Source organism: Solirubrobacter ginsenosidimutans (assembly GCF_027587205.1).
Genome location: NZ_JAPDOD010000009.1, coordinates 152,640 through 178,044, shown reverse-complemented (window position 1 = coordinate 178,044; position 25,405 = coordinate 152,640). Strand labels below are relative to the sequence as shown.

Annotated in this window: 27 protein-coding genes; 11 read left to right on the top strand and 16 right to left on the bottom strand. The window is 72.0% G+C overall.

Annotated elements, in window-relative coordinates:
• Positions 1-4 precede the first annotated feature (4 nt).
• Positions 5-1,150, top strand: a complete 1,146-nt coding sequence (locus OM076_RS13150) for a flavin-containing monooxygenase (protein ID WP_270040421.1) — start codon at positions 5-7, stop codon at positions 1,148-1,150.
• 277 nt (positions 1,151-1,427) lie between these two features.
• Here OM076_RS13150 and OM076_RS13145 read toward each other — a convergent pair whose 3' ends face one another.
• Positions 1,428-2,435, bottom strand: coding sequence for a S1 family peptidase (locus tag OM076_RS13145; RefSeq protein ID WP_270040420.1), 1,008 nt, complete (start codon positions 2,433-2,435; stop codon positions 1,428-1,430).
• Between the two features lie 14 nt (positions 2,436-2,449).
• Here OM076_RS13145 and OM076_RS13140 point away from each other — a divergent pair, with 14 nt between their 5' ends.
• On the top strand, positions 2,450-3,208 hold the full coding sequence (locus OM076_RS13140; protein WP_270040419.1) for a N5-glutamine methyltransferase family protein: 759 nt from the start codon (positions 2,450-2,452) through the stop codon (positions 3,206-3,208).
• Here the strand turns inward: OM076_RS13140 and OM076_RS13135 are convergent.
• Positions 3,199-3,615 (bottom strand): MarR family winged helix-turn-helix transcriptional regulator, encoded by a 417-nt coding sequence (locus OM076_RS13135; RefSeq protein ID WP_270040418.1) that lies wholly within the window; start codon positions 3,613-3,615, stop codon positions 3,199-3,201. The two genes, OM076_RS13140 and OM076_RS13135, sit on opposite strands and share 10 nt — an antisense overlap.
• 51 nt (positions 3,616-3,666) lie before the next feature.
• Here OM076_RS13135 and OM076_RS13130 point away from each other — a divergent pair, with 51 nt between their 5' ends.
• The 4 genes from OM076_RS13130 (at position 3,667) to OM076_RS13115 (ending at position 7,365) form a co-directional block, all read left to right on the top strand.
• On the top strand, positions 3,667-4,335 hold the full coding sequence (locus OM076_RS13130; RefSeq protein WP_270040417.1) for an alpha/beta fold hydrolase: 669 nt from the start codon (positions 3,667-3,669) through the stop codon (positions 4,333-4,335).
• 63 nt (positions 4,336-4,398) lie between these two features.
• On the top strand, positions 4,399-5,157 hold the full coding sequence (locus OM076_RS13125) for an ABC transporter ATP-binding protein (RefSeq protein WP_270040416.1): 759 nt from the start codon (positions 4,399-4,401) through the stop codon (positions 5,155-5,157).
• A complete protein-coding gene (locus OM076_RS13120) occupies positions 5,145-7,190 on the top strand; it encodes an ABC transporter permease (RefSeq protein ID WP_270040415.1) in 2,046 nt (681 codons plus the stop codon). The genes OM076_RS13125 and OM076_RS13120 overlap by 13 nt, the downstream gene beginning before the upstream one ends.
• Positions 7,174-7,365 (top strand): hypothetical protein, encoded by a 192-nt coding sequence (locus OM076_RS13115; RefSeq protein WP_270040414.1) that lies wholly within the window; start codon positions 7,174-7,176, stop codon positions 7,363-7,365. Before OM076_RS13120 ends, OM076_RS13115 begins: the two co-directional genes overlap by 17 nt.
• Here the strand turns inward: OM076_RS13115 and OM076_RS13110 are convergent.
• From OM076_RS13110 to OM076_RS13095, 4 genes are all read right to left on the bottom strand, one after another.
• Complete coding sequence (locus OM076_RS13110) at positions 7,350-8,003, bottom strand: response regulator transcription factor (RefSeq protein ID WP_372518031.1); 654 nt, start codon at positions 8,001-8,003, stop codon at positions 7,350-7,352. The two genes, OM076_RS13115 and OM076_RS13110, sit on opposite strands and share 16 nt — an antisense overlap.
• Positions 7,997-9,142 carry a sensor histidine kinase gene (locus OM076_RS13105; protein ID WP_270040411.1) on the bottom strand — a complete coding sequence of 382 codons (1,146 nt, stop codon included), beginning with the start codon at positions 9,140-9,142 and terminating at the stop codon, positions 7,997-7,999. The genes OM076_RS13110 and OM076_RS13105 overlap by 7 nt, the downstream gene beginning before the upstream one ends.
• A gap of 21 nt (positions 9,143-9,163) precedes the next feature.
• Positions 9,164-9,394 carry a DUF1963 domain-containing protein gene (locus OM076_RS13100; protein WP_270040433.1) on the bottom strand — a complete coding sequence of 77 codons (231 nt, stop codon included), beginning with the start codon at positions 9,392-9,394 and terminating at the stop codon, positions 9,164-9,166.
• Between the two features lie 151 nt (positions 9,395-9,545).
• Positions 9,546-10,340, bottom strand: coding sequence for a dioxygenase family protein (locus OM076_RS13095; RefSeq protein ID WP_270040410.1), 795 nt, complete (start codon positions 10,338-10,340; stop codon positions 9,546-9,548).
• 89 nt (positions 10,341-10,429) lie between these two features.
• Between OM076_RS13095 and OM076_RS13090 the strand changes: the two genes are divergently transcribed.
• Positions 10,430-12,418, top strand: coding sequence for a PKD domain-containing protein (locus OM076_RS13090; protein WP_270040409.1), 1,989 nt, complete (start codon positions 10,430-10,432; stop codon positions 12,416-12,418).
• 10 nt (positions 12,419-12,428) lie between these two features.
• Positions 12,429-13,478, top strand: a complete 1,050-nt coding sequence (locus OM076_RS13085) for an aldo/keto reductase (RefSeq protein ID WP_270040408.1) — start codon at positions 12,429-12,431, stop codon at positions 13,476-13,478.
• Here the strand turns inward: OM076_RS13085 and OM076_RS13080 are convergent.
• Genes OM076_RS13080 through OM076_RS13035 form a run of 10 tightly spaced genes read right to left on the bottom strand, consistent with a single transcriptional unit; the run spans position 13,475 to position 20,196 of the window.
• Positions 13,475-14,281 (bottom strand): heavy metal-binding domain-containing protein, encoded by an 807-nt coding sequence (locus OM076_RS13080; protein WP_270040407.1) that lies wholly within the window; start codon positions 14,279-14,281, stop codon positions 13,475-13,477. The two genes, OM076_RS13085 and OM076_RS13080, sit on opposite strands and share 4 nt — an antisense overlap.
• Positions 14,278-15,192, bottom strand: a complete 915-nt coding sequence (locus OM076_RS13075; RefSeq protein WP_270040405.1) for a heavy metal-binding domain-containing protein — start codon at positions 15,190-15,192, stop codon at positions 14,278-14,280. The genes OM076_RS13080 and OM076_RS13075 overlap by 4 nt, the downstream gene beginning before the upstream one ends.
• A complete protein-coding gene (locus OM076_RS13070; RefSeq protein WP_270040404.1) occupies positions 15,193-15,573 on the bottom strand; it encodes a hypothetical protein in 381 nt (126 codons plus the stop codon).
• A gap of 47 nt (positions 15,574-15,620) precedes the next feature.
• Positions 15,621-17,210, bottom strand: a complete 1,590-nt coding sequence (locus tag OM076_RS13065; protein ID WP_270040403.1) for a hypothetical protein — start codon at positions 17,208-17,210, stop codon at positions 15,621-15,623.
• 14 nt (positions 17,211-17,224) lie between these two features.
• Positions 17,225-17,872 (bottom strand): Bax inhibitor-1/YccA family protein, encoded by a 648-nt coding sequence (locus tag OM076_RS13060; RefSeq protein WP_270040402.1) that lies wholly within the window; start codon positions 17,870-17,872, stop codon positions 17,225-17,227.
• A 36-nt stretch (positions 17,873-17,908) separates the two neighbouring features.
• Complete coding sequence (locus tag OM076_RS13055) at positions 17,909-18,070, bottom strand: PaaD-like zinc ribbon domain-containing protein (protein ID WP_270040401.1); 162 nt, start codon at positions 18,068-18,070, stop codon at positions 17,909-17,911.
• Entirely contained in the window at positions 18,067-18,759 is a 693-nt protein-coding gene (locus OM076_RS13050) for a Phenylacetic acid catabolic protein (protein WP_270040400.1), read from the bottom strand. The genes OM076_RS13055 and OM076_RS13050 overlap by 4 nt, the downstream gene beginning before the upstream one ends.
• Positions 18,756-18,950: a hypothetical protein gene (locus tag OM076_RS13045; protein WP_270040399.1), complete on the bottom strand. Its 195-nt coding sequence runs from the start codon at positions 18,948-18,950 to the stop codon at positions 18,756-18,758. The genes OM076_RS13050 and OM076_RS13045 overlap by 4 nt, the downstream gene beginning before the upstream one ends.
• The gene (locus tag OM076_RS13040; RefSeq protein WP_270040398.1) at positions 18,947-19,270 is read right to left on the bottom strand and encodes a metal-sulfur cluster assembly factor; all 324 of its coding nucleotides are present in this window, start codon (positions 19,268-19,270) and stop codon (positions 18,947-18,949) included. The genes OM076_RS13045 and OM076_RS13040 overlap by 4 nt, the downstream gene beginning before the upstream one ends.
• Positions 19,267-20,196, bottom strand: a complete 930-nt coding sequence (locus OM076_RS13035; protein ID WP_270040397.1) for a Phenylacetic acid catabolic protein — start codon at positions 20,194-20,196, stop codon at positions 19,267-19,269. The genes OM076_RS13040 and OM076_RS13035 overlap by 4 nt, the downstream gene beginning before the upstream one ends.
• A gap of 86 nt (positions 20,197-20,282) precedes the next feature.
• Here OM076_RS13035 and OM076_RS13030 point away from each other — a divergent pair, with 86 nt between their 5' ends.
• The 3 genes from OM076_RS13030 to OM076_RS13020 are packed head-to-tail and all read left to right on the top strand — an operon-like array spanning position 20,283 to position 25,399.
• On the top strand, positions 20,283-21,725 hold the full coding sequence (locus OM076_RS13030; protein WP_270040396.1) for an aldehyde dehydrogenase family protein: 1,443 nt from the start codon (positions 20,283-20,285) through the stop codon (positions 21,723-21,725).
• A gap of 57 nt (positions 21,726-21,782) precedes the next feature.
• Positions 21,783-23,582: an acetoacetate--CoA ligase gene (locus tag OM076_RS13025; protein WP_272597960.1), complete on the top strand. Its 1,800-nt coding sequence runs from the start codon at positions 21,783-21,785 to the stop codon at positions 23,580-23,582.
• Positions 23,579-25,399, top strand: coding sequence for a feruloyl-CoA synthase (locus OM076_RS13020; RefSeq protein ID WP_270040393.1), 1,821 nt, complete (start codon positions 23,579-23,581; stop codon positions 25,397-25,399). Before OM076_RS13025 ends, OM076_RS13020 begins: the two co-directional genes overlap by 4 nt.
• Positions 25,400-25,405 lie beyond the last annotated feature (6 nt).

The following is a 25,405-nucleotide window of genomic DNA, read 5'->3' as shown; positions in this document are numbered from 1 at the left end:
TTGCATGGACACGGCGATTGTGATCGGAGCAGGCCCGGCCGGACTGGCCGGCGCGGCGCAACTGCGCCGCGCCGGTGTAGGAGCGGTGGTGCTGGAGCAGGGCGCGGCGATCGCGCCGCAGTGGCGCGCGCGGTATGACCGCCTGCGGCTGAACTCCCCGCGCTGGTTCTCGGCGCTCCCGGACGGACCCGCGTTTCCCGCGGGCACCGGAACCTTTCCCACCCGCGACGAGCTGGTCGCCTACCTCGACGCCTACGCCGCGCACCACGCGCTCGACATCCGCTTCGACACGCGCGTCGAGCGGCTCGAGCGCGCCGGGGACCGGTGGGTCGTGCGGACCTCCGACGGTGAGCTGCGTGCGAGCCACGTCGTGGTCGCCGGCGGGTACGAGCACCGCCCGTTCATCCCCGCCTGGGCGGGGCGGACGCGCTTCCGCGGCGAGGTGCTGCACGCCGCGGGCTACCGCTCGGCCACGCCCTACCGCGGGCGGGACATGCTCGTCGTCGGCCCCGGCTGCAGCGGCGCCGAGATGGCGTTCGACCTGGCCGAGGGCGGCGCGCAGCGCGTCCGGCTGGCCGTGCGCACGCCGCCGAACATCCTCATCCGCGAGCCGATCGGCGCGCCGCTGGCCGTGCTCTTCCGGGCGCTGCCGCCGCGCATCGGCGATGCGGTCGTGCGCTTCGTGCGCCGGCGCAAGGTCGGCGACCTGACGGAGTTCGGGCTACCGATCCCGGAGGAGGGCGTCTTCACCCGCCTGCGGCGCCTGGGCGTGGCGCCGATGATCGTCGACCTGGAGGTCATCGAGGCGATTCGGGCGGGGCGGATCGAGATCGTCGCCGCGGTCGAGAGCTTCGACGAGACCGGCGTCATGCTCGCCGACGGTGTCCGGTTGGAGCCGGACGCCGTGATCGCCGCGACCGGCTACCGCTCGGGGCTGGAGCCGCTCGTCGGGCACCTCGACGTGCTCGACGCCCACGGCGTGCCGGTCGTGACCGACGGCGAGGCCCTCCCCGGCCTGCGCTTCATCGGCTATGACCCGCGCCCGGCGCAGATCCGCCATGGCGGCAAGGAAGCCGCGCGGGCGGCGAAGGCGATCGCGCAGTCCGTGCGCAGGGCGCCGCGGGTGAGCCTTAGGGTCGTCCGGGCCTAGTGCCCGAGTCCGAAGTTCGCAGTCGACCAGGCGCGTGCGGCTTACGGGCTACGGAGACGGACAGGGCGTTATCGCGCACGCCGATCCACCGGCGGCGAGGGGGTGTGTAACCAGAGCTGCCTGTCAGGCAGCTCTCGTTCCGCACCCCCACCCGCTCCCCGCGCACGGACCCTCAAACCCCCACGATCGACCACCGCGACCCGGGACCACACGTGTGCGGGACACATTTTCAATGCCACGCCCGTAACTGTCGGTATCCCGGCCGGGCGATCCGAGGCTAGAGCTGGTTGTAGGAGTCCTCGGTGGCCCAGCCGCCCGCGGTGGTCGCGGTCACCGAGCAGCCGACGCGGCCGTGAGGGAGGTCGATCGTCTTGCCGGTGTGCTTGAGGTAGGTGCGGGTGGCGTAGTAGATCCCGTCCTTGAAGCGCGGCTTGCCCTCGCGCCACCAGCGGACCTTGAAGCTGGCCTTCGCCGGCTGCCAGGTGCCGATCACACAGCGGCGGGTGGCGCCGGTACGGCGGACGCGGACGCGCTGCGCGGCGTACGGGGCGAAGGGGCCGGTGGAGTCGAGCAGCGCGGTGTGCGTGTCGACGCGCTCTGAGACGTCGGGCAGGCCCTCGCCGCAGTCGCGCCCGTACGTCTCGCCGCCCCAGGTCACGACTCCCGCGACCGCCCAGGCGTCGTTGCGCTGGACCATCACCGGGCTGCCGCTGTCACCCGCGCAGGACTGCGCGTGGTTGGGGGTCGGGTCGAGCGTGCAGAGGTGCTGAGCGGGATGGAAGAGGCGAGCGCCGTAGGCAGACGGGCAATCGCCGCTGACCACCTGGGACGCGCCGAGCGGGACCTTGGATCCGCCCGCGGGGGAGGGACCGGTCCGGCCGGCGCCGATCGTCAGCGTGGCCTCGCCCAGGGTCGGCGCGGGCTGGGCGAGCGGGAGCACCGGGACGTCGGTGATCGGCGTCGTGAGCTGGATCACCGCGATGTCGTCGATCGTTCCCGACGCATGCGGGTCCTGCGGGTCGACGGGGGAAGAGATCTCGCGGTAGGTCGTGGGAAAGCGCGCGCCGCGCCAGGCGTGGCGGACGCCGTTGAGGCGCACGCTGACGCGGTCCGGGTCGGCGCCCTGGACGCAGTGGGCGGCGGTCAGCACGCGGTCCGGCGCGATCAGCGCGCCGCCGCAGATCGGGCCGCGGGTCGTGAGCTGGACGAACCACGGCGCCTCGCCGGCACCGACGGGCGAGCCGTGGAACACGGAGGCGGTGGCGAGCAGCGCGGCGGCGATCATGCTCCAATCCTGGCGTGAATCTCGATGAGTTGACGGAGCGGCTGATGAACGGCGGGTTCGTGGCCGCCGATGAAGAGGCCGCGGAGCTGATGGAGGCCGCCGGTGGCGACGCGGCGGTTCTGGAGGAGCTGGTGGTCCGCCGGGAGACCGGTGAGCCGCTCGCCTGGATCACCGGCAATGTCGCCTTCTGCGGGCTGACGATCCTGGTGCATTCCGACGTGTACGTGCCGCGCTGGCACACCGAGCTGGTCGCCGAGCGCGCCGCGGCCCGGTTGCCGGACGGCGGCGTCGCGATCGACGTCTGCACCGGCTCCGGCGCGGTCGCGGCGACGTTGCTCGCCCGCCGGCCGGGCGCTCGCGTGATCGGTGTCGATCTCGACCACAACGCGGTCGTCAACGCGCGCGCCAACGGCGTCGAGGCCTACGCGGGCGATCTGTTCGCGCCGCTCCCGGGCGATCTCGGGCTCGCCGACGTCATCGTGGGGGTCGTGCCGTACGTCCCGCGCCGCGCGCTTCCGCTGCTACAGCGCGACACGTTCCGCTTCGAGACCGCGCTGGCCTACGACGGCGGGGAGGAGGGGCTCGACATCCTCGTCCGCGTGCTCGAGGAGGCGCCGCGGTACTTGAAGCCCGGCGGTGCACTGGTGCTCGAAGTCGGTGGCGCTCAGGTCGGCGATCTGGATGCGGACATCGCTCGCCTGCCCTACACCGACGTCACCGAGATCACCGACGAGGACGGCGACCTGCGTGGCATCGAGCTGACCTACGGTTGAGTTTCGAGCAGGCGGGTCAGGAGGGCGTGCAGTTGGCGCTGCTCGTCGTCGTTGAGCGGCGCGAATGACTCCGCCAGGACCTGGTCGACGATCGTCGCTCCGGCGTGGAGTCGTTCGCGCCCGGCGTCGGTGAGCTCATGGTGCAGAGCGCGGCCGTGGCCGCCGGCGCGGGTGATGTACCCGCGGGCGATCAGGCGGGCGGCGAGCGTGCCGAACGCCTGGTCGCTCTGGAAGGTGAGCTGGGCGAGCTGGTGCAGCGAGCTGCCGGGATGGTTCTCGATGTGGCGCAGCGCATCCCATTGCACGAGTGAGAGCCCGACCTCGCGCAGCCGCTTGTCCAGCGCGCGGTGGTGGCGCCACTGCAGGCGTTTGACCGCCAATCCGAGTGGCTGGAGCGATTCACTCATGTGGTGACAGCGTATCAACATGTTTATCAACATGTTGATACAGTGTTCGGCATGACGCCTTTCTTGTTGCTCCACGGCGGCGGTGGGCCGGGTTCGGTGGCGGGGTTCGCGGCGCTGCTGCGGGCCGCCGGCCACACCGTCATCGCCCCGGTGCATCCGGGCTTCTCGGGTACGCCGAACCCCGACGCGCTCGCCACCCCTGGCGATCTCGCCGACCATCACCTGCGGATGCTGGACGGCGACGACGTCACCGTCGTCGGGTTCTCGCTCGGCGGGTGGGTGGCGGCCGAGCTGGCCATGCGGGGCGATGAGCGCGTACGCCGGCTCGTGATCGTGGACGGCGTCGGGTTCGCGCTCGAGGGCCATCCCGTCGCCGATGTCACCGCGCTCACGCCGGACGAGCTGGCCGCGCGCAGCTTCCATGACCCGGAGGCGTTCCGGATTGCGCCGTCGCCCGAGATGGCCGCGAACGTGCGCGAGGTCGTCCGCTACGGGGGCGAGATGGCGGACCCGGGCTTGCGCTCGCGGCTGGCCGGCATCGACATCCCGGCGCTCGTCGTCTGGGGCGAGAGCGACGGCGTGGCCGACCCGGTCTACGGCCGCGCGTACGCCGACGCGATCCCCGGCGCGCGCTTCGAGCTGCTCGCCGACGCGGGGCACATGCCGCAGCTCGAGCAGCCTGAGCGGCTCGCGGCGCTCATCACCGCGTTTGCCACTTAAGTCGGAGACCGGTGTGGCCGCCGGGGGGTGGGAGCGCCGCGTGCGAGCGCCGAGACTCGCGGTGTGCTTGAGAACTCTCCCTTCGTCGCCCGGCTCGGCGATGCCACCAAGACCTACGGCCGCGGACCGGGAGCGGTGCACGCGCTCCAGGGCGTGAGCGTCGACTTCACCGCCCACACGTTCACCGCGATCATGGGCCCGTCCGGGTCCGGCAAGAGCACGCTGCTGCAGGTGGCGGCGGGGCTGGAACCGCCGTCGTCGGGGGTCGTCGAGCTCGCCGGCCGCGACCTGTCCGGCCTGAGCGAGACCGCGCTGACCGAGCTGCGCCGCGAGCACGTCGGCTTCGTCTTTCAGAGCTTCAACCTGATGCCGACGCTGACCGTGGCGCAGAACGTCGAGCTGCCGCTGCGGCTGGCGGGGCGGCGCGCGGGGCGCGGGCGGGTCCAGGAGATCGTCGAGCGGGTGGGGTTGGGCGGGCGCATCCGCCACCGGCCGTTCGAGCTCTCCGGCGGCGAGCGCCAGCGGGTCGCGATCGCGCGGGCGCTGATCTGCAAACCGGCCGTCACGTTCGCCGACGAGCCGACCGGCGCCCTGGACACCCACGTCGCCGCGGAGGTCCTCGCACTGCTGCGCGAGTCGGTGCGCGAGGGCGGCCAGACCGTGGTCATGGTCACCCACGACCCGGTCGCCGCCGCCTCGGCCCAGCGCGTCCTGTTCCTGGCCGACGGCCGGCTGGTCGACGAGCTCGTCGCACCGACCGCCGAGCTGGTCGCCGAGACCCTCACCGACCTGGCGGAGCGGGTGCGCGCATGCCCCGTCTGAGACATCGCCGGGCGGCGCTCTTCGCGACGCTGATGGCCGTCGCGCTCGGCGCGCTGATGGCCTCGGCGTGCGCGGGCGTGTTCGAGACCGCGCTGCGCCTGGACGCACCGCCGGTGCGTCTGGCGGGTGCGGACGCGGTGGTCGCGCCCCCGGAGCACGCGACGCTCGCCGCCGGCGAAGGCCGCCCGGCGCAAGAGGTCGCGCTGGTGGAGCGCGGGCACCTGCCGACGGGGACCCTGGAGGCGGTCCGCGCTGTGCCGGGCGTGGCCCGCGCCGAGCTCATCCCCGACCTCGGCGTGATCGCGGTGACGACGAGCGACCCGGCGCCACTGAAGGCCGCCGTAGCGCGCGCCGGAGACGGCGCGGCGGGCGGCGGCGCGGCGGGCGGCGGCGCGGCGGGCGGCGACGGAGTGGCCGCCGCATCTCGGCCGGGCGCCTCTCTCGCCGGTGTCACCGTCCTCATCGGCGATGCTCGCGGCCGGGCCGAGGCGGTCGGGGTCGCCGGGAGCCGGATCAAGCTCGTGCTGTTGTCCAGCATCTTCGGTGGGCTCGCGCTGATCGTGATGGCGATCCTGCTGGCGTCGATCGTCGGGCTCGCGGTCGAGCAGCGGCAGCGCGAGCTGGCGTTGCTGCGCACGATCGGGGCGACGCCGAAGCAGGTGCGCACGGTCGTCGTCCGCGCGACCATGCGCCCGGCCTACCTCGCCGCACTCGCGGGTGCCGCCGTCGGGCCGCTGTTCGCCCGCGCCCTCTTCGCCCGCATCCAGGACGGCGGCGTGGTGCCGGAGGTTCTCGTGCTGCGCCAGGGGCCGCAGGAGATCGTCGTCGGCGCGCTCGCCGCGCTGCTGATCACCCGCGCCGCGGCGGCGCTCGCCGCCCGCAAGGCCGCCCGCGCCTCGCTGTCCGCGACGCTCGGCGAGGCCGAGACCCTGCCGGGGACGATCGCCCCCGTCCGGCTCGCGCTCGCCGCCCTCCTCACGGCCGGAGCCGTGTCGTGCGGCGCCGTCACGCTGTTCATGTCACCCGCGAACGCGGCCGCGACCGGCGGTGGCACCGCGCTCGCAGGCGCACTCGCGTGCGCGCTGGTCGCGCCGCGCCTGATCGAGCGGCTCGCCGGCCGCCTGCGCCCGAAGCGCTTCTCCGGCCAGCTGGCCGTCCTCAACGTCCGCGCCCGCGCCCACCGCAACGCGGCACTCGTCACGCCCGTGATCCTCGTCGCCTCGATCGCGCTCGCCAACGTCTACCAGCAAACGACGCAGGCGAACGCGCTCACCTCGGCCCGCGACCGCGATGTCACATCAGGCGCAGCGGTCACGACCAGCGCGGGCTGGATCGAGCAGCCCGTCGACCGCTCGCACCGGATCGACCCGTGGACGCTGCTCGGCGCCGACCCGCAGGCGCTCAAGGCCAGGGCCAAGCACGGGTCGCTGCAGGACCTGACCGGCAACACGGTCGCGCTGCCACAGGGCCTCGACAGCCGGGTCGGCGACACGATCGGAATGGTCCTCGGCGACGGCGCCCACGTGCGCCTGAAGGTCGTCGCGATCCTCGACGGCTCGAGCCGCAACCGCTCGATCATCCTGCCCGCCGCGCTGCTGCGCGCCCACACGGCCGGACCCGCCCGCCCCGACCCGCCCGAGGTCGACGTGTGGATCACGTTCGCCGTCGTCGGCGTGATCGTCGCCTATGCGGCGCTCTCGCTGATCAACTCGCTCGTCGCGGCACTCACCGGCCGGCGCCGCGAGCTCGCGCTGCTGCACCTGGCCGGTGCCACCACCCGCCAGATCCGGCGGATGCTGGAGGCCGAGGCGCTGATCGTCGGTGGCATCGGCGCTGTGGTCGGCACCGCGGTGGCGATCGCGGGGCTGATCCCGCTCGCCGTCGCCACCGCCGGCTCACCGCTCCCGTCCGGCCCGGTGTGGGTGTTCGTCGCGGTGCTCGCGACGATCGCCGCGCTGGTCCTGCTCCCGACCCTCGTCGTGACCCGCACGACGCTCCGAATCCAGAAGGTGACCGATGTCGAGATGGCATGACGTGCTCCGGATCGCGACCCTCGTGTGGGCCGCGGTGACCCTGATCCACTTCACGATCTGGGCGCTTGCCTGCATTATCAGCGGCGGCCTCCAAAGCCCGTGGTGGCTGTGGATCGGCCTCCCGCCCGGCATGGTGCTGGGCGCCGCGTGGTGGGCCGGCTACCGCGCTTCCTGAACGAGCAGCGCGACCTGGACGCGGTTGTCGACGCCGAGCTTGGCGAGCAGCTGAGAGGCGTGGGACTTCACGGTCCCGAGGCTGATGTGCAGCTCGCTCGCGATCTCGGCGTTGGAGGCGCCGCGGCCGATCGCGTTCGCCACATCGAGCTCGCGCGGCGAGAGCTCGGCCAACCGCGCCCGCGCCGCGACCCGCCGCTCGCCCGCCTCGCCGTCACCCGCGACGATCGCGATCAGCTGGCGGGCGACGCTGGGGGAGAGCATGCCCTCGCCCGCGTGGACGTGCAGGATCGCCTCGACGATCTCCGAGGGCGAGCTGTCCTTGAGCAGGAAGCCGACCGCGCCCGCCTCCAGGCCGCGCACGACGAGCTCGTCGGCGTCGAACGTCGTCAGCACGATCACCGCCGGCGGGTGTGGCTGCGCGCGGACGAGCCGCGTCGCCGCGATGCCGTCCAGGCGCGCCATGCGGATGTCCATGAGCACCACGTCGGGGCGGTGCAGATCCACGGCGGCGAGGACCTCGTCGCCGTCGCCGGCCTCGGCGACGACGTCGATCCGGGGCTCCGGCGCGAGCATCAGCTTCAGCCCGCTGCGCAGGAGCGGGTCGTCGTCGACGAGCAGGACGCGGACGGTCACCACGGCAGAGTGGCACGCAGGACGAACGCGCCATCGGCTCCGGGCCCGTAGTGCAGCGAGCCGCCGGCCAGCGAGACCCGCTCGGCGATGCCCACCAGCCCGGTCCCGGCCCCGGGCAGCACGCGCGCCCCCGCGGTGCCGTAGCTGACGAGCTCGACCACCAGCGGCGGCCCGCCGCCGATCGTCAGCGAGACGCGCTCCTCGCCCGCGTGCTTGCGCGCGTTGGTCAGCCCTTCCTGGACCGTCCGGTAGGCGGTGCGACCGACGGCCTCGGGCACCGAGCCGTCCACCGCGGAGCGGAACTCGACCGCGAGCCCGGCCGAGCGCGACTCCTCGACGAGCGCGGGGATCTCCGCCAGCGTCGGCTGCGGCGGCTCGACGCCGTCGAGCTCCTCGCGCCGCAGCAGCCCGATCACCTGTCGCAGCTCCTCCAAGGCGGCGTGCGCGCTGGTCCGGATCACGCCCGCAGCCTCCGCGTACTCGGGTGGCATGGCAGCGCCGGCGTTCTCCAGCGCGCCCGCGTGCACGCTGAGGATCGAGAGCCGGTGGGCGAGCACGTCGTGCATCTCGCGCGCGATCCGCCGCCGCTCGGCCTCGCGGGCCTCATCCTCCGCCCGCTCACGCAGCCCCCGTACCAGCTCGCGCTGCGCGCGCACGAACAACCCCCACCCGAGCGCGACCGCCGTCAACAACAGGCCGACCACGATCTGCCACCCGTACCCGCGGCCGTGCACGTCCGGGTAGAGCAGCGGGAACACCGGGCTCACGAGCACCGCGAGCGCGGTGAGGAGCGCCACGCGCCGCAGCGGCAGCCGGATCGCGCCGTTGAACAGCGCGGGGAGCGGCGTCATCGCGGCCAGCCCCGACACGGCCGACAGGGGAATCACGATCAGGGCGACCGCCCACGGTCGCGAGCGCCGCCACCACAGCGCGGCCAGTGACACGACGCCGAGCGCGATGTCGAGCACCGCGACCATGCGCGAGTGCTGGTCCCAGGTGGAGGAGAGCACGTACACGCCGGCGCCGACGGCGACGCCGAAGATCAGCAGGTCGACCGCCCAGTCCCGGACGGTACGGCGACCCTCACCCGGTTCGAGCAACCCGCCCGACAGCAGGACCCGCTGCCAGCGCGCGCCACCCATGGACACCAGTCTAAGCCGGGCTCAGCAGGAGTCGGCGACTGCCACGATCTGCGACCAGTCGCCTGCCGCCAGCGCGTCTTCGGCGATCCGGAACTGGATCACGCCGGCGTCGGCGAACTCGAACCCGAGGTCGTCGTCGTCCTCGATCGAGAACAGCAACAGCGTTCCCGTCTCGTCGACCACGCCCTGCGCCCCGGTCATGTGGCCGCCGACCCACTGACCGCCGTCGCCGCGAGGGAGTGCGGCGGTCAGCCTGTCGGACAGCTCCTCGTAGGTCTGGCCTTCGTAGACGTCGAGCCCAACGGCCTCGCGAGCGCCCGACCGCGCTCACGGTCGAGCGTCTCCCGCCGCCGCCACACCTCTTCGAGATCGCCGTCCAGACTCATAAGTGGGCATTCTCATATCAAACCCCGACATTGAGCCGGACGGAGAGCCCGCTCCGCACGGATCCGGAGACCGTGGCCAGTTGGCCCGCGTAGCCGTCGCTGAAGACCATGTCGGTGTCGAGCGAGGTCTGCGCGAGGTTCGCGACGCTCTGCTCGTAGCCGCTGGTCGCGTAGACCGCGTCGCACGTCTGCTTGGGCAGCGCGAGCTGTGAGGTGCGCAGCTTCGCGCCCGCCGACGTCGCCGCGTCGAGGCTCTCGTAGATCTCGAAGTGCATGTGCGGCCAGCGACCGTCGTAGGCGGCCGGGAAGATCGTCTTGAACGTCACCTTGCCGTTCGCGTCGCTCTCCTGGACCCCGCGCAGGTAGTTCTCGTCCGCGACGCTCTGCCCGTAGAGCGAGTACTCGCCGTCGATGGTGCAATGCCACAGGTACACGGCGGCGCCGGCCAGCGGCTTCCCGCCGCCGGCCACGTCGAGCAGGGTCAGCTCGACCGTGGTCGCCACGCCGGCTGCCACACCGGAGGCATCGCCGAAGCTCTTGGTGATGTCACTGCGCACGACGCCGCTCTCGCTCAGGACGTTCGGCCCGTTGGTGCCGTCGCCGGGGAAGGGACCGGCGGTCTCCTCGGGGATCTGGCCGCCGTCGTCGGAGGTGGTTGCGGCCGGCGACGACGAGTTCGAAGCGCCGCACGCCGCCAGCGCCGCAGCGGTCAGCGAGCCGCCGAGCACACCGAGCGCCCTGCGACGGGTGATCAGCTTCGGCAGGTCGAAGGCCAGGCCACGGTCGTGGTCCTCGATGTCGTCGTCGCTCATGCCGTCATCATCGGGCGGGACCCTGGGAGCAGCCTGGGAACTTGCCGGCTCATGCTCAGTTCCTCCACGCGCCGGTACGGTCGCCCGCGATGGGCTGGAAGTTCGCCACACCGCTGCTGGTCGCGTTCGTGGCGCTGGCGAGCAGTGCGCGCCCGGCCTCCGCCGCGTGGCTCGGCGCCTCCGACCTCGCCTCGGCGAACCCGGCCGACAAGCCCGTCGGCGAACCATCGATCGCGATGGCCCGCGACGGAACGGCCTACGCGGCGTTCCAGCACTTCGACGGCACCAACTACCGCGCGGGTGTCGCGGTGCGCGCTCCCGGCGGCGGGTTCGGCCCGGTCCAGGACCTCTCACCCGCCGGGCAGGACGCATTCAGCCCGGTCGTCGCCGTCGACCGCCAGGGCAACGCCACGCTCGCGTGGGAGCAGGGCCCGGCGTTCGTCGTCGAGGCACGCGTGCATCCCGCCGGTGGGGACTGGGGCGCGATGACCCCGCTGTCGGCCGGCCCGATCTTCAACGGCCCGAGCCTCGCCGCGGGCGAGAACGGCGGCGCGGTCGTCGCGTGGACGCGCAACACCGGCGGCTTCGTCCGCGTCGAGGCCGCGATCCGCCCACCGAATGGCACCGGCTTCGGACCCGCCCTGCTCGCCTCGCCCGCGGCGGGAACGGGGATGTGCCAGCCGCCGCACGTCGCGATCGACGCCGCCGGTGACGTCGCCGCGATCTGGACGCGCCGGACCAGCGGCGGCGGCGACTATCACGTGGAGTCGGCGGTGAAGGCCGCGGGGGCGGCGGCGTTCGATACGTTCGAGGCGCGCTCGCCCACGAGCGGCAACTCGGACTGCGACAGCGACGTCCAGATGACGCGCGACGGTCGCGTGACCGCGATGTGGGACTTCACGGCGCTCGGCGGCGCGTCGAACACGTTCTACGCCGACCGCGGCGCCCCCTTCGCCTCCGGCGCGTGGAGCCCGGCGGCGACGCTGGCGCCGGCCTCGACCCGCCCGCTCTTCGCCCTCGACGACGCGGGCAACGCTGCCGCCACATGGCTGTCGTCGGGGCAGATCGTCTCCGCGGTGCGCTCCGGCCTCGGCGGCTTCTCGCCCGGCAAGGCGCTCTCGGGCGCTACCGACCTCAAAGGCCAGGCGGTCGCCGCCGCCCCGAACGGCGACGCGCTCGCGGCCTACGTCGGCATGAGCAACGGCAACGACGCGGTGTTCGGCGCCCGGCGACGCGCGGGCGCGGACTTCGGCGACGTCAGCCCGGTGGCGACCACACCGCCGGGCGGCGCGACCGTCTTCCTCGACTCGCCCGCCGTCGCGCTCGACGATCAGGGCGACGGCTTCGCGGCGTGGGAGCGGGAGGTCTCCGGCCCCAACACGTTCACCGCCCAGGTCGCGGCCTTCGATCCGGTCCCACCGGCGATCACCGCCGCCGACGTCCCCGCCACCGCGACGGCGGGACAGGCGGTCGGCATGTCGGCGGCCGCGACCGACCGCATGTCGGCGCCCGCGCTGCACTTCGACTTCGGCGACGGCTCCGGCGCCGACGGCGGCGCCGTGCAGCACCTCTATGCGGCACCCGGGGCGTACACCGTCACGGTCACCGCGACCGACGCGGCCGGCAACGCCGCCACCGCCGCGCGAGCGATCCAGGTCGCGCCCGCTCCCGCGATCCCCCGCCCGGCTCCGCCGCCGCCCGCCACGCCCGCGGGTCCGCAACCGCTGACGGCCACGACGGCGGCGAGCTGGGACCGCCTGAAGAACGGCCGCACACGCCTGCGCGCGCTCAAGGTCGAAGGCCTGGCCGGTCCCGAGACCGTCCAGCTGGCCTGCGCCACCAAGCGGCTCGGCTGCCGCAAGGCGATGACGCGCAAGGTGACCAAGCACGGCAAGAGCGTGAGCTTCGCCAAGCAGGTCAAGGGCGTGACGCTGCGGCCCAAGGCCGTGCTGACGATCACCGTCACCCGCCCGGATCACGTCGCCCGCGTCTTCACCTACACGATGGTCGCCCATCGCGACCCCAAGAAGGCGACGCGCTGCGTCCCGCCGGGCGTCAAGCGGCCGGTGGCTTGTTAGCTTGATTGGTATGGAACATCGACAGCTCGGACGTTCAGGACTGCGGGTCTCCGCGTTGGGTCTCGGCACGATGGGTTTCGGGGGCGCGGGGAAGTTCGCCAACGTCGGTGAGCTCGACGTGCAGGCCGCGGGCCGCCAGATCGACCTCGCGCTCGACGCGGGCGTCACGTTCGTGGACACCGCCAACGTGTACTCCCAGGGCGCGTCGGAGGAGATCGTCGGCAAGGCGATCAAGGGGCGGCGCAACCGCATCACGCTCGCCACCAAGGTGCGCTTCTCGATGGGCGACGGGCCCAACGACGCGGGGCTCTCCCGCACCCACATCATCAAGGCGTGCGAGGACAGCCTGCGCCGCCTCGGCACGGAGTGGATCGACCTCTACCAGGTCCACGAGTGGGACGGCCAGACGCCGCTCGAGGAGACGCTCAGCGCGCTCGACACGCTCGTCCAGCAGGGCAAGATCCGCTACGCCGGCTGCTCCAACTACGCCGGCTGGCAGATGTCCAAGGGCCTGGGCATCTCCGCCCGCGACGGCTTCCAGCCCTTCGTCTCCAACCAGGTCTACTACTCGCTGCAGGCGCGCGAGGCCGAGTACGAGATCGTCCCCGCCGCGCTGGATCAGGGCGTCGGCCTGCTGATCTGGAGCCCGCTCGCCGGCGGGCTGCTCTCGGGCAAGTACCGCCGTGGCATCGAGGCGCCCGCGGGCTCGCGCCAGCTCACCGAGTGGGACGAACCGCCCGTGCGCGACCAGGAAGGCCTCTACGACATCGTCGAGGCGCTGGTCGAGATCGGCGAGGAGCACAACGTCTCCGCCGCCCAGGTCGCCCTGGCCTGGACGCTCGGACGGCCCGGCGTCAGCTCACTGATCGTCGGCGCCCGCACGGAGGAGCAGCTGGCCGACAACCTCGCCGCGGCGAACCTGGAGCTCGCCACCGGCGAACGCGAGCGCCTCGACGAGCTGAGCGCGCTGCCGCTGCTGTACCCGTTCTGGCACCAGGCCGCATCCGCGTCGGACCGTCTCAGCGAGGCGGACCTGACGCTGCTGGGCCGGCACGTCTAGGACAGGTCCAACACCGGAGTCGGCGAGGAGATCTGGCGCTCCTCGCCGTACGGGACGATCGCCGTCCCGATGGCGAAGAACTCGATCACGTGCGAGCCCCATCCGTGGTTGCGCTCGGTCAGCTGCACGCCGACGATGCCCTCGGCCTTCACCGCCTCGGCCTCGGTCTGCATCCGCTCCATCGCCAGCTCGCGGGCGTCGTAGAGCGCCTGGGTGAAGTTCGGCAGCTCGACGTTCTTGCCCATCTGCTTGAACGACTGGAGCATGCCGCGGTGCGCGACGTGGTAGACGCAGGAGCCCATGACCATGCCGACCGGGCGATGCCCGGTCCGCAGCAGCGTCCAGAAGTCCTGGCCCGAGAGGTCGCTGGTGAACGGGCGGCCGTTGGGCGCCCGGTGCAGCTCGCCCCCGCGGTGGCGGATCGCGGTGCCGATGGCGATGAACTCCGCCATGTCCTGACCCCAGTCGTAGCGGCCGACCTCCAGGCGGACGCCGACGATCCCGTCCGCGCCGAGCTGGTCGGCCTCTTCCTCCATGCGGGTCATGGCCAGCTCGCGCGCCGAGTACATCGCCTCCGAGAGCACCGTCATCTCCTCGCTGACCTTCCACGAGGACTGCTGGAAGCCGATGTGGTAGATCGACGAGCCGACCACCAGCCCGAGCGGGTCGAAGCCCGCCTCCTTGACGAGCAGGAACTCGGCCACGGAGAGGTCGGAGGTGAACAGGCCGCGCTTGTTCTGCTCCAGGCGGCTGCGCCCCGCCTGCGGCACACCCTCCAGAGACGTCGGGTCGTAGTCGCTCATCTGGCTCCTTGCCGCAGGACGAACTGTGGGTCGAGAGGTTGGTGCTCCCCGGAGGGTGCGATCGCCGTGCCGAGGATGTGGAAGGTCACGATCAGGTCCTCGCGCTTGCCGCCGTTGTCGACCTCGCGGATCTCGATGCCGTGGTCGATCGACACGCCGATCAGCCCGCCCGCGCCGAGGTCGTGGGCCTGCGCGCTGGCCCGGCCGAGCGCCTGCTCGCGCGCGGCATAGACGCCCTGAGTGAAGTCGGCGAGCTCCTGATTGGGCTGGTAGCGCTGCCAGCCAGTGGTCGCCTGGCGCGTCTGGCGCCCGGGCACGATGTAGAAGACCGACGTGCTGGCGACGACGCCCACCGGCCGGTAGCCGCCGCGCCGGAGCAGGATGAAGTCCGGGAGCGAGAGGTCGGTCAGCACCGGCGCCCCGGTGTCACCGCGCTCGGGAAGGTGCACCGCGGTGCCACTGACGATGATCTCGATCTCGTCGGAGAGGAACGCGTGGCGGTTGTTGCCGAAGGACACGTCGACGACGGCGTGGCAGCCCGCGAGGCGCGCCTCCTCCTGCAGCCGGCCGAGGGCGAGCGCGCGGGCGTGGTTCCACGCGTCGGTCAGCGGCCGCAGCTCGGTCAGCTGGCCGGCACCGCTCCAGCCCGAGCCCCACGGGTAGTTCTGCCAGCCGACCTTGTAGACCGAGCTGCCCATCACCTGGCAGACCGGACGCACGCCCTCGCGGTGGGTGAGGGCGAAGTCGGAGATCGAGAGCGCGGAGGTGAACGCGGTGTCGCCGCCGGCGAGCTCGCGGATCCGCTGCTCGGCGGCGAGCGGGATGCCGCCCGCCGCGACGCGCGCGATGTCGGCCTGGCGCGCCGGGTCGTCGTCGTCACCGCCGCCCAGGAGCCGGTCGAGGAAGCCCATCTAGTCCACCAGCCGCTCGAGCGCCGCGCGCGCCGCCGCGCTCCCCGCCGCCAGCTCGCGGAGCTGACCCGTCAGCGCGTCCACCCAGGCGTCGAGCTCGAGCGGCTGGCGCTTGATCACGACGCCGCGGACCTCCTGCGCCCGCGAGGCGCTCACGCCGCGCCGTTCGCGCAGCAGGACATAGCGATGGTCGCCGAGGGAGACTTCGATGGACTCGACGACCTTCTCCCGCGACAGCAGACCCTTCGAGCGCCGCCGCACCTCGGTCTCGGCGGGCAGCGCCGCCTCGAGCTTGCGCGCCAGGACCTCGACGAAGACCGAGAGATCCGCGCCGTCAGCGCGCAGTGCTGAGGCGTCGAGATCGAACGAGTCGTCGGCCATACCTCCGGCGAGACTAGCGACGCCCTAGCCCGTGAGGTTCCGATGAGTCAGCGGCGTCGGATCTTGAACCGCTTCACCGCCGGCGTGGCATCGCGGTTGCCGGCGCGATCGCGCGCCTGGACGCGGAACACGTGCGCGCCGGGCTTGAGCTTCTTGTAGGTCTTCGGCGACGTGCACGCCCGCCGTTTCCCCGCGTCGAGCGTGCAGGCGAACGTCGACCCCGGCTCCCCGGAGGCGAACCGGAACGTCGCCTTGCGCTGCGCCTGGCTGATCTGGGCGGCGCGAAGCTTGGTGGCGGGTGGCGTGGTGTCCGCCGCGGGGGGAGCGGGAGTGACCGTGGGCGTCGGCTGCGGGTTCGGGGCCTGGGTCACCGTGGGCGTCGGCTGCGGGCCGGGCCCTTGGGTCACGGTCGGCGTGGGGTAGGCGATGATCTGTGAGAGCCCGAATGAGGCGACCGAGTGCGCCTGGGCGTCGCCGCCGGCGCTGGTGAAGCTCCCGGCCGCGTACAGCTGGCGATCGACGAGCGCCAGGGCAAGGCCGGTGCCGCTCCACGGGCCGTTGCCGGCGCCGTCGGACCCGATCGGATGCCAGGCCGTGCCGTCGAAGAACGCGGCGTTGTCGGCGCGGGCGTCGCCGCCGGCGTTCAGGAACGTGCCCGTGGCGAAGAGGTGCGAGCCGTCGCTGGTCAGCGCGTAGATCGAGGTCGCCGCCGGGAACCACGCCTCGGCGCCGACGGCGCTCCACGCCGACCCGTCCCAGCGCGCGACGTGGTCGGCCTGGGAGATGCCCGCGACGTCGTTCGCGTCCGTCCCGATGTATGCGTCGGTCCCGATGGTGGTGAGGCCGCGGACGAACGTACTGACCGCGCAATCACACGCTCCGCCGCCCGTGCCCATGGCCTGCCAGGTGCCTCCGGCGGGGAGGGCCGCGACGTTGTCGGCCTCCGGGATGTCCTGCAGGTTGGTGAACCCGCCGCCCGCGTAGAGCGTGCCGGCGCTGTCGGCCGCCAGCGCGTACACGGGGCCGGAGAACGGGTGCGCGGGATCGGCGACCGCCGAGCTCGAGGCGCCGTCGGTCAGGTTGCACGCCAGGAGGGAGTCGGCGGACGCGATGCCCGCGGCGTTGAGGAACTCCCCGCCGACGTAGAGCACCTGGCCGACGATCTGCAGGCTGGTCACGTTGCCGGTGAACGCCGGCCCGGCCGCCGTGCAGAACGGCTGCCAGCTCGCGCCGTCCCAGACCGCGAGGAAGTCGGCGTTCGCGTTTCCCCCGGCGTTGACGAAGTTCCCGCCGGCATAGACCTTGCCGCCGTGCACGGCGATCGCGGACACCCGGCCATTGGAGATCTGCGAGCCGGCCGAGCTGACTGCGCTCCAACTGCCGCCGTTCCACTTGGCGATCCGGTCCGCCGCGGGGATGCCACCCGCGTCGGTGAACTCCCCACCGACGTAGAGCACGCCCGCGCTCACCGCCAGCGCGGCGGCGACGAGGTCGAGGGAGTCGCTCCCAGGTGTGCCGCGGTCGCCGAGATGGTCCCAGCCGCCCGGGCCGGAGGCCCACGCCAGGGTCACGGCGCCTCCGATGCCCACGGCCGATGCTGCGAGCAGGCAGGCGAGGCGGCGCGTTCCCATGAGCATGGCGCATTCCTACATCATCTGGAGCGGCCGAAGATCCGCAGGAAGAACAGGAAGATGTTGAGCACGTCGAGGAAGATCCCGGCGGCGAGCGGGATCGCCTCGGCGCTGCCGGCGCGGCGCAGGCGGTTGAAGTCGATCACGACGTAGAGGCCGAAGACCCCGAGGCCGAAGATCGAGTAGATCGTGTAGGCCGCCGGGATGCGGACGAAGATGAGGGCGATCCCCGCGACCAGCAGGCCGATCAACAGCCAGAACGCGATCCTGTAGAGGAAGCTGAGGTCGCGCCGGGTCGCGTACCCACCCGCCCCGAGGACGCCGACGAACAGCGCGGTGGCGCCGAACGCCTGGCGCACCGCCATCGGGTCGGTCTCGGCGTAGTAGTTGACCGTGGTCGACACGCTGGCGCCCGCGAGCAGGCCGAAGGCGAACAGGAGGACGAGCGCGAGGCTGGTGTTCCCGCGCGCGTTGGCGGCGTTGAGCCCGATCAGGCACCCGAACGACAGCAGCCAGGCGATGAACCAGCCCGCCCCGCCGAGATCCCGCGCGAGGTACACGCCGAGCGTCGCGAACAGGACCGTCAGCGCGACGAGGCCCATGACCCGGCCGAACAGCGTGTTGGTGGCGACCCTCGACGGTTGCCCGGCGTATCCGATTGCGCTCATGCGGGCGACGCTAGGGCGCCCGCGGGTGAGCGCGGATCACCCCACTGGTGGGAGCGTCCCGGCCGGCTCGTCGAAATCCTCGCGGACAGCCTCGAAGTAGGAGTTGCAGGCCGAGCACTTCCACTGGGCGGTGATGATCTGGCCGCCCCACTGGGCCACGCGCTCGACGGCGGGCGAGGAGCAGAACGGGCACCTCATGGTGTCCACCGGCGGCGTTCGGGGTCCCAGCCGTCCCAGTCGGACGGATCCGGGAGCGAGATCGAGACGCCCTCGCCGGCCAGGATCGCGGTCAGCCAGTCGCGGATCAGCGCGCGCTGGTGAGCGGCGGTCTGCTTGATCTCGCCCGCCTCCAGCGCCGCCGCGTAGGCGGGGTCGTCGTCGGGACCGAGCCAGCGTGACGCCTCTGCCCAGGTCGCTTCCAACCGCGCGACGAACGCATCCCGCTGATCGCCGCGGCAGAGCCGCTTCGCCCACGCCTCGCCGTGCACGCGATGCGAGCCCTCCTCCTGGAGGATCTTCTTCGCGCGCGCGGCCATCTGCTCGACGCTCGAGCCGACGCAGGCGGCGACGAACGTCGTCAGCACGCCGTCGACCAGCAGGTTGGCGGCGATGAACGCGTTCCAGTCCGGGAGATCGGAATCCAGCAATGCCATCCGGCGGTCGCCGCCGGAGACCTCGTCGGTCTCGGTGCCCAGCGCCTTCAGCACGGGGTAGGTCGAGCGGGCATGGCCGAGCTCGTCCTGCGCCATCGCGGCGGCCGCGACGGCCGACTCCAGAGTCGGTGCCGAGACGGCCCAGTCGGCGTAGCGCCGGCCGAGAGCGGCCTTGTTGTCGGCGAGCGAGCTGACCAGCGAGGCCATCGCGGTCGACGAACTGACGGTGCTCATGGCTTGATGGCCTCCCGGATGGCGGTGCGCGGGACGATGATCATGTGGATCCAGGGCTGCTCGTCATAGATCGAGCGAGCGGAGACGAGCGCGAGGTCCTCGTCTTCCTCGGTGACGGTGCCGACGTGATGCAGCGGCTCCTCGTAGGCCTTGCGCGCGAAGACCTCCCAGACGTTCCCGCGCCCGCTCACGCGACGATCCCCAGGCCGCGCATGGTCTCGCGCGCCTCCTCGCGGATCATCTTGCGCGTCCACACCGGGTCCCACACGATCTCGATGCGGACCTCGTCGACGTCGGGCTCCTGCAGCAGGCGCTCGCGGATGTCGTCCTGGATGAAGTCCATCGCGGGGCAGCCCATGGCGGTGAACGTGAGCTGCACGTCGACCACGCCGTCATCCCAGGCCAGGGCGACGATCAGGCCCATCCCGACGACCGAGATGGGGATCTCAGGGTCTTCCACTTCACGCAGCGCCAGCCAGAGCCGCGCTTCGACGGTCTGCGTCGCCGTCATGACCGGTGACCCTTCTGCAGCTTCGCGACGTAGGTCTCGTTCATCGGCCCGCGGCCCTTCCAGCGGACCATGACCTCTTCCCAGGTGATCTCCTCGCCCCAGGACTTCGCCTCTTCGTCGAAGGCGCGGGGGAACGGCGTGTCGATGACGTAGCGGTCGGTCGCCTCGTCGTAGTGGGCAGGCACCTCGAGCCCCACCTCGTCCATGAACGGCACGACGTGCCCCATCCAGTCCTGGCGCAGCTCGTCGTTGGAGCGGCCCTTGAAGCCGTACTCGAGCTGGATCCCGTGCTTCTTGCGCGCGTCCGGGAGCCCGAACCATTCGAGCGTGAGGATGAACATCCAGTCCAGCGAAGCCTGCAGCCGCTTCTTGTCCTCGGGGTCGGCGGCGAGCTTCTTGACCCACGTGCGCCCGTGGCGCAGATGGAAGGTCTCCTCCTTGTCGACCTTGGCCAGCGCGCGCTTCCACGGGCCGAAGGTCGAGTGCTGGTGCACGTCGCTCAAGAGCACGAACCCGGCCTGGTCGTACAGCGCGTTGGCCAGCACCATCTCGTACCAGGAGTCCAGCGGGACGTCGAAGGCGTAGGGGTACTTGAACGCCTTGGCCTCGCGCTCGTAGATCAGCGCCGTCATGTCGACGCCGAGATCACCCAGCAGGCGGTAGCCGATGTGGGCGTGGGCGAGCTCGTCCTGGATGATCGAGACGGCGGAGCCGAAGTTGTTCAACGCGGGCGCGTGGGCGGCCGCGCGCAGGTACGCGGGCGCGGAGACCAGCTCGGTGTCGGCGGACACGGTGAGGATGCGCCGGATCCCCTTCAGGTACTCCGGCGACATGTGCTGCAGCCCCTCGACCAGCTTGCCGGCGGCGAGATGCGCGCGGACCTCGTCCTCGCTGCGAGGCGCGAGTTCCTCGACGGTGGCGGTCATGCCTCTCCTCACGTGTGACAAAGTATTGACGAGCGCCAGCGTATCGTCTACTCTGGACACCGTCAAGCGCTTGGCGAGGAGAACCTGTGAGCATTGAGACGCTGATCGAGCACGGCCCCTTCATCGCCGGGACGGCGGAACCGCTGTCCGGCGAGCATCGTGAGATCCGCAATCCGGGCACGGGGGATTTGGTGGGCCGCGTCACCGACGCGACGGCGCAGGACGTCGACCGCGCCGTGCAGGCCGCGCGCGAGGCGTTCGAAGGCTGGGCCCGGCTCGGCTACGCCGACCGCGGCAAGGTCATCCACGCGTGCGCGGAGGCCTTCGAAGCGCACGTGGACGAGCTTACGCCGATCCTCGTCGCCGAACAGGGCAAGACGATCCGCGAGGCCAAGATCGAGCTGCACAAGGCGGCCGACACGCTCGAGCACTACGCCGGCCTCTCACGCCAGGTGCGCGGGATCAGCGTCCACAACGTCGACCCCGGGGTCGAGGCGCGCACGCTGCGCCGCCCGCTCGGCGTCGTCGCCGCGATCGTCCCGTGGAACTTCCCGACGACGCTGCTGTGCAACAAGCTCGGCCCCGCGTTCCTCGCGGGCAACACCGTCGTGGCCAAGCCCGCCGACACGACGCCGTTCACCACGTTGCGGCTCGCGGAGATCTTCCACGAGGCCGGCCTGCCCGCGGGGGTGCTCAACGTCGTCCCCGGCGCCGGGGCGGTCGTCGGCGAGGCACTGGTCAAGCACCCCGGTGTCCGCAAGGTCGCCTTCACGGGCTCCACGCCCGTCGGCGAGCGCGTCCACGCGCTCGCGGCGGCGGGCTCCAAGCGCGTGACGCTCGAGCTCGGCGGCAGCGATCCCATGATCATCTGCGACGACGCCGACCTCAAGAAGGCCGCCAGCGCCGCCGCCATGGGCCGCTTCTACAACTGCGGCCAGGCCTGCCTGGCGATCAAGCGCCTGTACGTTTTCGAGTCCGTGGCGGACGAGGTGATCGAGGCCGTCGCGGCCAAGGCCAAGCGCCTGCGGGTGGGCATCGGCTCCGACGCCGACTCCCAGCTCGGGCCGATGCACACGCAACGCCAGCGGGAGATCATGGAGCGCCAGATCGCCGAGTCCGGGGGAGAGATCCTCGCCGGCGGCGGGCGCCCGGAGGGCCTGGACGGCGGCTGGTTCCACGAGCCGACGGTGGTGCTCGAGCCCGGCCGCGACTCGCCGATGGCGCGCGAGGAGGTCTTCGGGCCCGCGCTGCCGATCTGGCGGGTGAAGGACCTCGACGAGGCGATCGAGCTGGCCAACGACTCGCCGTTCGGTCTCGGCTCCTCGCTGTGGACCTCCAGCCTGAACACCGCCGAGCGCGTCGCGGCGGAGCTCGACTGCGGCTACACGTGGATCAACTCGCCGACCAAGGTCTACGACGAGCTGCCGTTCGGCGGCCTGAAGGCCTCCGGCTACGGCAAGGAGCACGGCTCCGAGGCGCTGGACTACTACACGGACACCAAGTCGGTCGTCGTCAAGCGCGCGCTGTAGCGTTGGCCCGTGGAGGTTCTCTGGACGCCGCCTGAGGGAGAGCGCGCCGGGTTCGAGATGGGGCGCTTCGCCGATCGCTGCGGCTTCGGCACCTACGAGGAGCTGCAGCGCTGGTCGGTCGAGGACCTCGAAGGGTTCTGGCAGGCGCTCGTGGACTTCTACGGCGTCCGCTTCCACACGCCGCCGACCGCGGTGCTCGGCGCTCGCGAGATGCCGGGGGCGCAGTGGTTCCCGGGCGCGACGCTCAACTACGCGGAGCACATGCTCCGCGAGCGCGAGGGCGTTGCCGTCGTCGCACGCAGCGCCCAGCGCGGCGCGTCCGAGTTGACGTGGGGTGAGCTGCGCGAGCGCGTGGCGAGCACCCGCGCGGGCCTGCAACGCCTCGGCGTGACCAAGGGCGACCGCGTCGTCGCCTACCTGCCGAACATCCCCGAGACGCTGATCGCGTTCCTGGCGACCGCCGGCCTGGGCGCGATCTGGGCCAGCGTCTCACCGGAGTTCGGCCCCCGCAGCGTGGTCGACCGCTTCGCGCAGATCGAGCCGAAGGTGCTGCTGGCGGTCGACGGCTATCTCCACCGCGGGCGCTGGATCGACCGCAGCGCGGAGCTGCAAGCGATCCGCGACGGGCTGCCGACGCTCGAGCACGTCCTGACCGAACTGCCGTCCGCGCCGGGTGAGCTCGCGTTTGAGCTCGTGCCGTTCGACCACCCGCTCTACGTGCTCTTCTCGTCCGGCACGACCGGCCTGCCGAAGGCGATCGTCCACGGCCACGGCGGCATCCTGCTCGAGCACCTCAAGAACCTCGGGCTGGGCTGGGATCTCAAGCCCGGCGGGCGCATCCTGTGGTTCTCGACCACCGCCTGGATGATGTGGAACGCGCTCGTTTCCGGCCTGCTGCTGGGCAGCTCGATCGTGCTGATGGACGGCGACCTCGGGCGCCAATGGGAGATCGCCCAGGAGACCCAGCCGACGCTGATGGGCATCAGCCCCGCGTACCTGATGGCCTGCCGCAAGGCAGGCTTCAAAGTGCCGGACATCCCGAGCATCCGCGTGGTCGCCACCGCCGGCTCACCGCTCCCGCCCGAGGGCTATGACTGGATCTACGAGCAACTCGGCCCCGACGTGCTGCTGATCAACGGCAGCGGCGGGACCGACGTGTGCAGCGCGATCGTCTCCGGCGGCCCGCTGCTGCCGGTCTACCGCGGCGAGATCTCCGGCCGCTGCCTCGGCGTCGACACCGCCGCGTTCGACCTCGACGGAAACGAGGTCGTGGGCGAGCTGGGCGAGCTGGTGATCCGGCAGCCGATGCCGTCGATGCCGGTCGGGCTCTGGGGCGACGAGAGCGGCGAGCGCTACCGCGCCGCCTACTTCGACACCTACCCGGGCGTCTGGCGACAGGGCGACTGGGTGCGCTTCAGCCCAGAAGGCACCTGTGTCATCACCGGCCGCTCCGACGCGACGCTCAACCGCGGCGGTGTCCGCATGGGGACGAGCGAGCTCTACGCGGTCGTCGAGGAGTTCTCAGAGGTGTCCGACAGCCTGGTCGTGCACCTCGAGGACGACGCGGGCGGCCCCGGTGAGCTGCTGCTGTTCGTCGTCGCCGAGCTCGACGACGGCCTGCGGAACCGCATCGCACAGGCGTTGCGCACCGAACTGTCGTTCCGTCACGTGCCGGACACGATCGCCGCCGTCCCGGCGATCCCGCGCACGCTGACCGGCAAGAAGCTCGAAGCCCCCGTGAAGCGCATCCTGCGCGGCGCGGCGGCCGATTCGGTAGCCAGCCGCGGCGCGTTGCTGGACCCAGGCGCTATTGATGCCTTTGTGCAGTTCAGTGAGGGGAACAGGAGGAGAACATGACGGTCGTAAAGCCACGGTTGGCTGCACCGAGCATCGTCAGTGAGGACTTGCCCGACGGGAGCCGCATCCTGCGGTCGGGGACCCCGTTGGAGCCCTATGAGGCCAGTCTCGGCGTCCTGCTGCGGCGGTGGGCGGCCGAACGTCCCGACCAGGTCTTCCTGGCCGAGCGTGACGGCGACGGGGAGTGGGTCAAGCTCACCTGGGGCGAGGCGAACCGCAAGGCGACTTCGATCGCGCAGGCGCTGCTGGACCGCAACCTCGGGCCCGAGCGGCCGCTGATGATCCTGTCGGGCAACGCGATCGATCACGCGCTGATGACGCTCGGCGGCTTCCTCGCGGGTGTGACCGTCGTCCCGGTCTCACCCGCCTACTCGCTGATGAGCCAGGACTACGGCAAGGTCAAGCACATCGCCGCGCTGGTCAAGCCCGGGCTCGTCTACGCCGCGGACGCCGCGCCGTTCGGCGGCGTGCTGAGCACCGTCGACTTCGGCGGCGCCGAGATCGTCCTCTCCAAGGGCACCGGCGCGACGTCGTTCCTCGACCTCGCCGACACGCCCGCGACGGCCGAGGTGGACGCCGCGCTCGCCGCGATCGGCCCGGACAGCCTCGCCAAGGTCCTCTTCACCTCGGGTTCGACGGCGATGCCCAAGGGCGTCCTGAACACCCACGGGATGCTGGTCGCCAACCAGCAGAGCCTCGCCCAGATCTGGCCGTTCACCGAGGACACGCCGCCGGTGCTCGTCGACTGGCTGCCGTGGAACCACACCTTCGGCGGCAACCACAACTTCAACCTGATCCTCAAGCGCGGCGGCACGCTGTACATCAACGCCGGCCGGCCCGCGCCGCCGCTGATCCCGATCACGGTGCGCAACCTGACCGACATCGCGCCGACGATCTACTTCGACGTGCCCGCGGGCTACGGCGCGCTGCTGCCGTTCCTGGAGCGCGACGCCGACCTGCGCGCCCGCTTCTTCGAGCGGCTGGAGCTGATCTTCTACGCCGCCGCCGCGCTGCCGCAGGATCTGTGGACGCGGCTGGAGAACGTCGCGCGCTCCGAGCGCGGCGAGCCGGTGATGATGACCTCCTCCTGGGGGCTGACGGAGACGTCGCCGCTCGCCACGGCCGCGCACTTCCCGATCGACCGCGCGGGGGTGATCGGCGTGCCGGTGCCGGGCGTCGAGATCAAGCTCACGCCCGTCGAGGGCAAGCTCGAGATGCGGGTGAAGGGCCCGAACGTCACCCGTGGGTACCTCGGCCAGGCCGAGACGACCGCGAAGGCCTTCGACGAGGACGGCTGGTATCGCACGGGGGACGCGGGCAAGCTCGAGGACCCCGACGATCCCAACCAGGGCCTCGTGTTCGACGGCCGCGTGGTCGAGGACTTCAAGCTGATGACGGGGACGTTCGTGTCCGTCGGCAACCTGCGCATCGCGGCGCTGGCCGCGGCCTCGCCGTTGCTGATGGACGCCGTCGTCTGCGGCCACGATCGTGACTACGTGGCGCTGCTGGCCTGGCCGCAGCTCGCCGCGGCGCGCGAGCTCGCGGGTGCGCCGGACGCCACGCCCGAGGAGCTCGTGCGCTCGCCCAGGTTGGCGGAGTTCCTGCGCGAGCGCTTCATCGCCTACAACCGTTCCAACCCCGCTTCCTCGACGCGGGTGGAGCGCGTGATCCTGCTCGCCGAGCCGCCCTCGCTCGACGCCAACGAGATCACCGACAAGGGCTACGTCAACCAGCGGGCGGCGCTGGAGCGCCGTGCGGTTTCCGTGGCGGCGCTGTTCGCGATGGAGCCCGGGGAAGAGGTCGTGATTTGCCGGTAGCGCACT

What these genes read in the sequence shown, in the direction of transcription:
- OM076_RS13150 (WP_270040421.1), top strand. Translation starts at nt 5, where the DNA reads ATGGACACGGCGATTGTGATCGGAGCAGGCCCGGCCGGACTGGCCGGC.
- OM076_RS13145 (WP_270040420.1), bottom strand. Translation starts at nt 2,435, where the DNA reads ATGATCGCCGCCGCGCTGCTCGCCACCGCCTCCGTGTTCCACGGCTCG.
- OM076_RS13135 (WP_270040418.1), bottom strand. Translation starts at nt 3,615, where the DNA reads ATGAGTGAATCGCTCCAGCCACTCGGATTGGCGGTCAAACGCCTGCAG.
- OM076_RS13130 (WP_270040417.1), top strand. Translation starts at nt 3,667, where the DNA reads ATGACGCCTTTCTTGTTGCTCCACGGCGGCGGTGGGCCGGGTTCGGTG.
- OM076_RS13120 (WP_270040415.1), top strand. Translation starts at nt 5,145, where the DNA reads ATGCCCCGTCTGAGACATCGCCGGGCGGCGCTCTTCGCGACGCTGATG.
- OM076_RS13115 (WP_270040414.1), top strand. Translation starts at nt 7,174, where the DNA reads ATGTCGAGATGGCATGACGTGCTCCGGATCGCGACCCTCGTGTGGGCC.
- OM076_RS13105 (WP_270040411.1), bottom strand. Translation starts at nt 9,142, where the DNA reads ATGGGTGGCGCGCGCTGGCAGCGGGTCCTGCTGTCGGGCGGGTTGCTC.
- OM076_RS13095 (WP_270040410.1), bottom strand. Translation starts at nt 10,340, where the DNA reads ATGAGCGACGACGACATCGAGGACCACGACCGTGGCCTGGCCTTCGAC.
- OM076_RS13090 (WP_270040409.1), top strand. Translation starts at nt 10,430, where the DNA reads ATGGGCTGGAAGTTCGCCACACCGCTGCTGGTCGCGTTCGTGGCGCTG.
- OM076_RS13085 (WP_270040408.1), top strand. Translation starts at nt 12,429, where the DNA reads ATGGAACATCGACAGCTCGGACGTTCAGGACTGCGGGTCTCCGCGTTG.
- OM076_RS13080 (WP_270040407.1), bottom strand. Translation starts at nt 14,281, where the DNA reads ATGAGCGACTACGACCCGACGTCTCTGGAGGGTGTGCCGCAGGCGGGG.
- OM076_RS13075 (WP_270040405.1), bottom strand. Translation starts at nt 15,192, where the DNA reads ATGGGCTTCCTCGACCGGCTCCTGGGCGGCGGTGACGACGACGACCCG.
- OM076_RS13070 (WP_270040404.1), bottom strand. Translation starts at nt 15,573, where the DNA reads ATGGCCGACGACTCGTTCGATCTCGACGCCTCAGCACTGCGCGCTGAC.
- OM076_RS13065 (WP_270040403.1), bottom strand. Translation starts at nt 17,210, where the DNA reads ATGCTCATGGGAACGCGCCGCCTCGCCTGCCTGCTCGCAGCATCGGCC.
- OM076_RS13060 (WP_270040402.1), bottom strand. Translation starts at nt 17,872, where the DNA reads ATGAGCGCAATCGGATACGCCGGGCAACCGTCGAGGGTCGCCACCAAC.
- OM076_RS13055 (WP_270040401.1), bottom strand. Translation starts at nt 18,070, where the DNA reads ATGAGGTGCCCGTTCTGCTCCTCGCCCGCCGTCGAGCGCGTGGCCCAG.
- OM076_RS13050 (WP_270040400.1), bottom strand. Translation starts at nt 18,759, where the DNA reads ATGAGCACCGTCAGTTCGTCGACCGCGATGGCCTCGCTGGTCAGCTCG.
- OM076_RS13040 (WP_270040398.1), bottom strand. Translation starts at nt 19,270, where the DNA reads ATGACGGCGACGCAGACCGTCGAAGCGCGGCTCTGGCTGGCGCTGCGT.
- OM076_RS13035 (WP_270040397.1), bottom strand. Translation starts at nt 20,196, where the DNA reads ATGACCGCCACCGTCGAGGAACTCGCGCCTCGCAGCGAGGACGAGGTC.
- OM076_RS13025 (WP_272597960.1), top strand. Translation starts at nt 21,783, where the DNA reads ATGGGGCGCTTCGCCGATCGCTGCGGCTTCGGCACCTACGAGGAGCTG.
- OM076_RS13020 (WP_270040393.1), top strand. Translation starts at nt 23,579, where the DNA reads ATGACGGTCGTAAAGCCACGGTTGGCTGCACCGAGCATCGTCAGTGAG.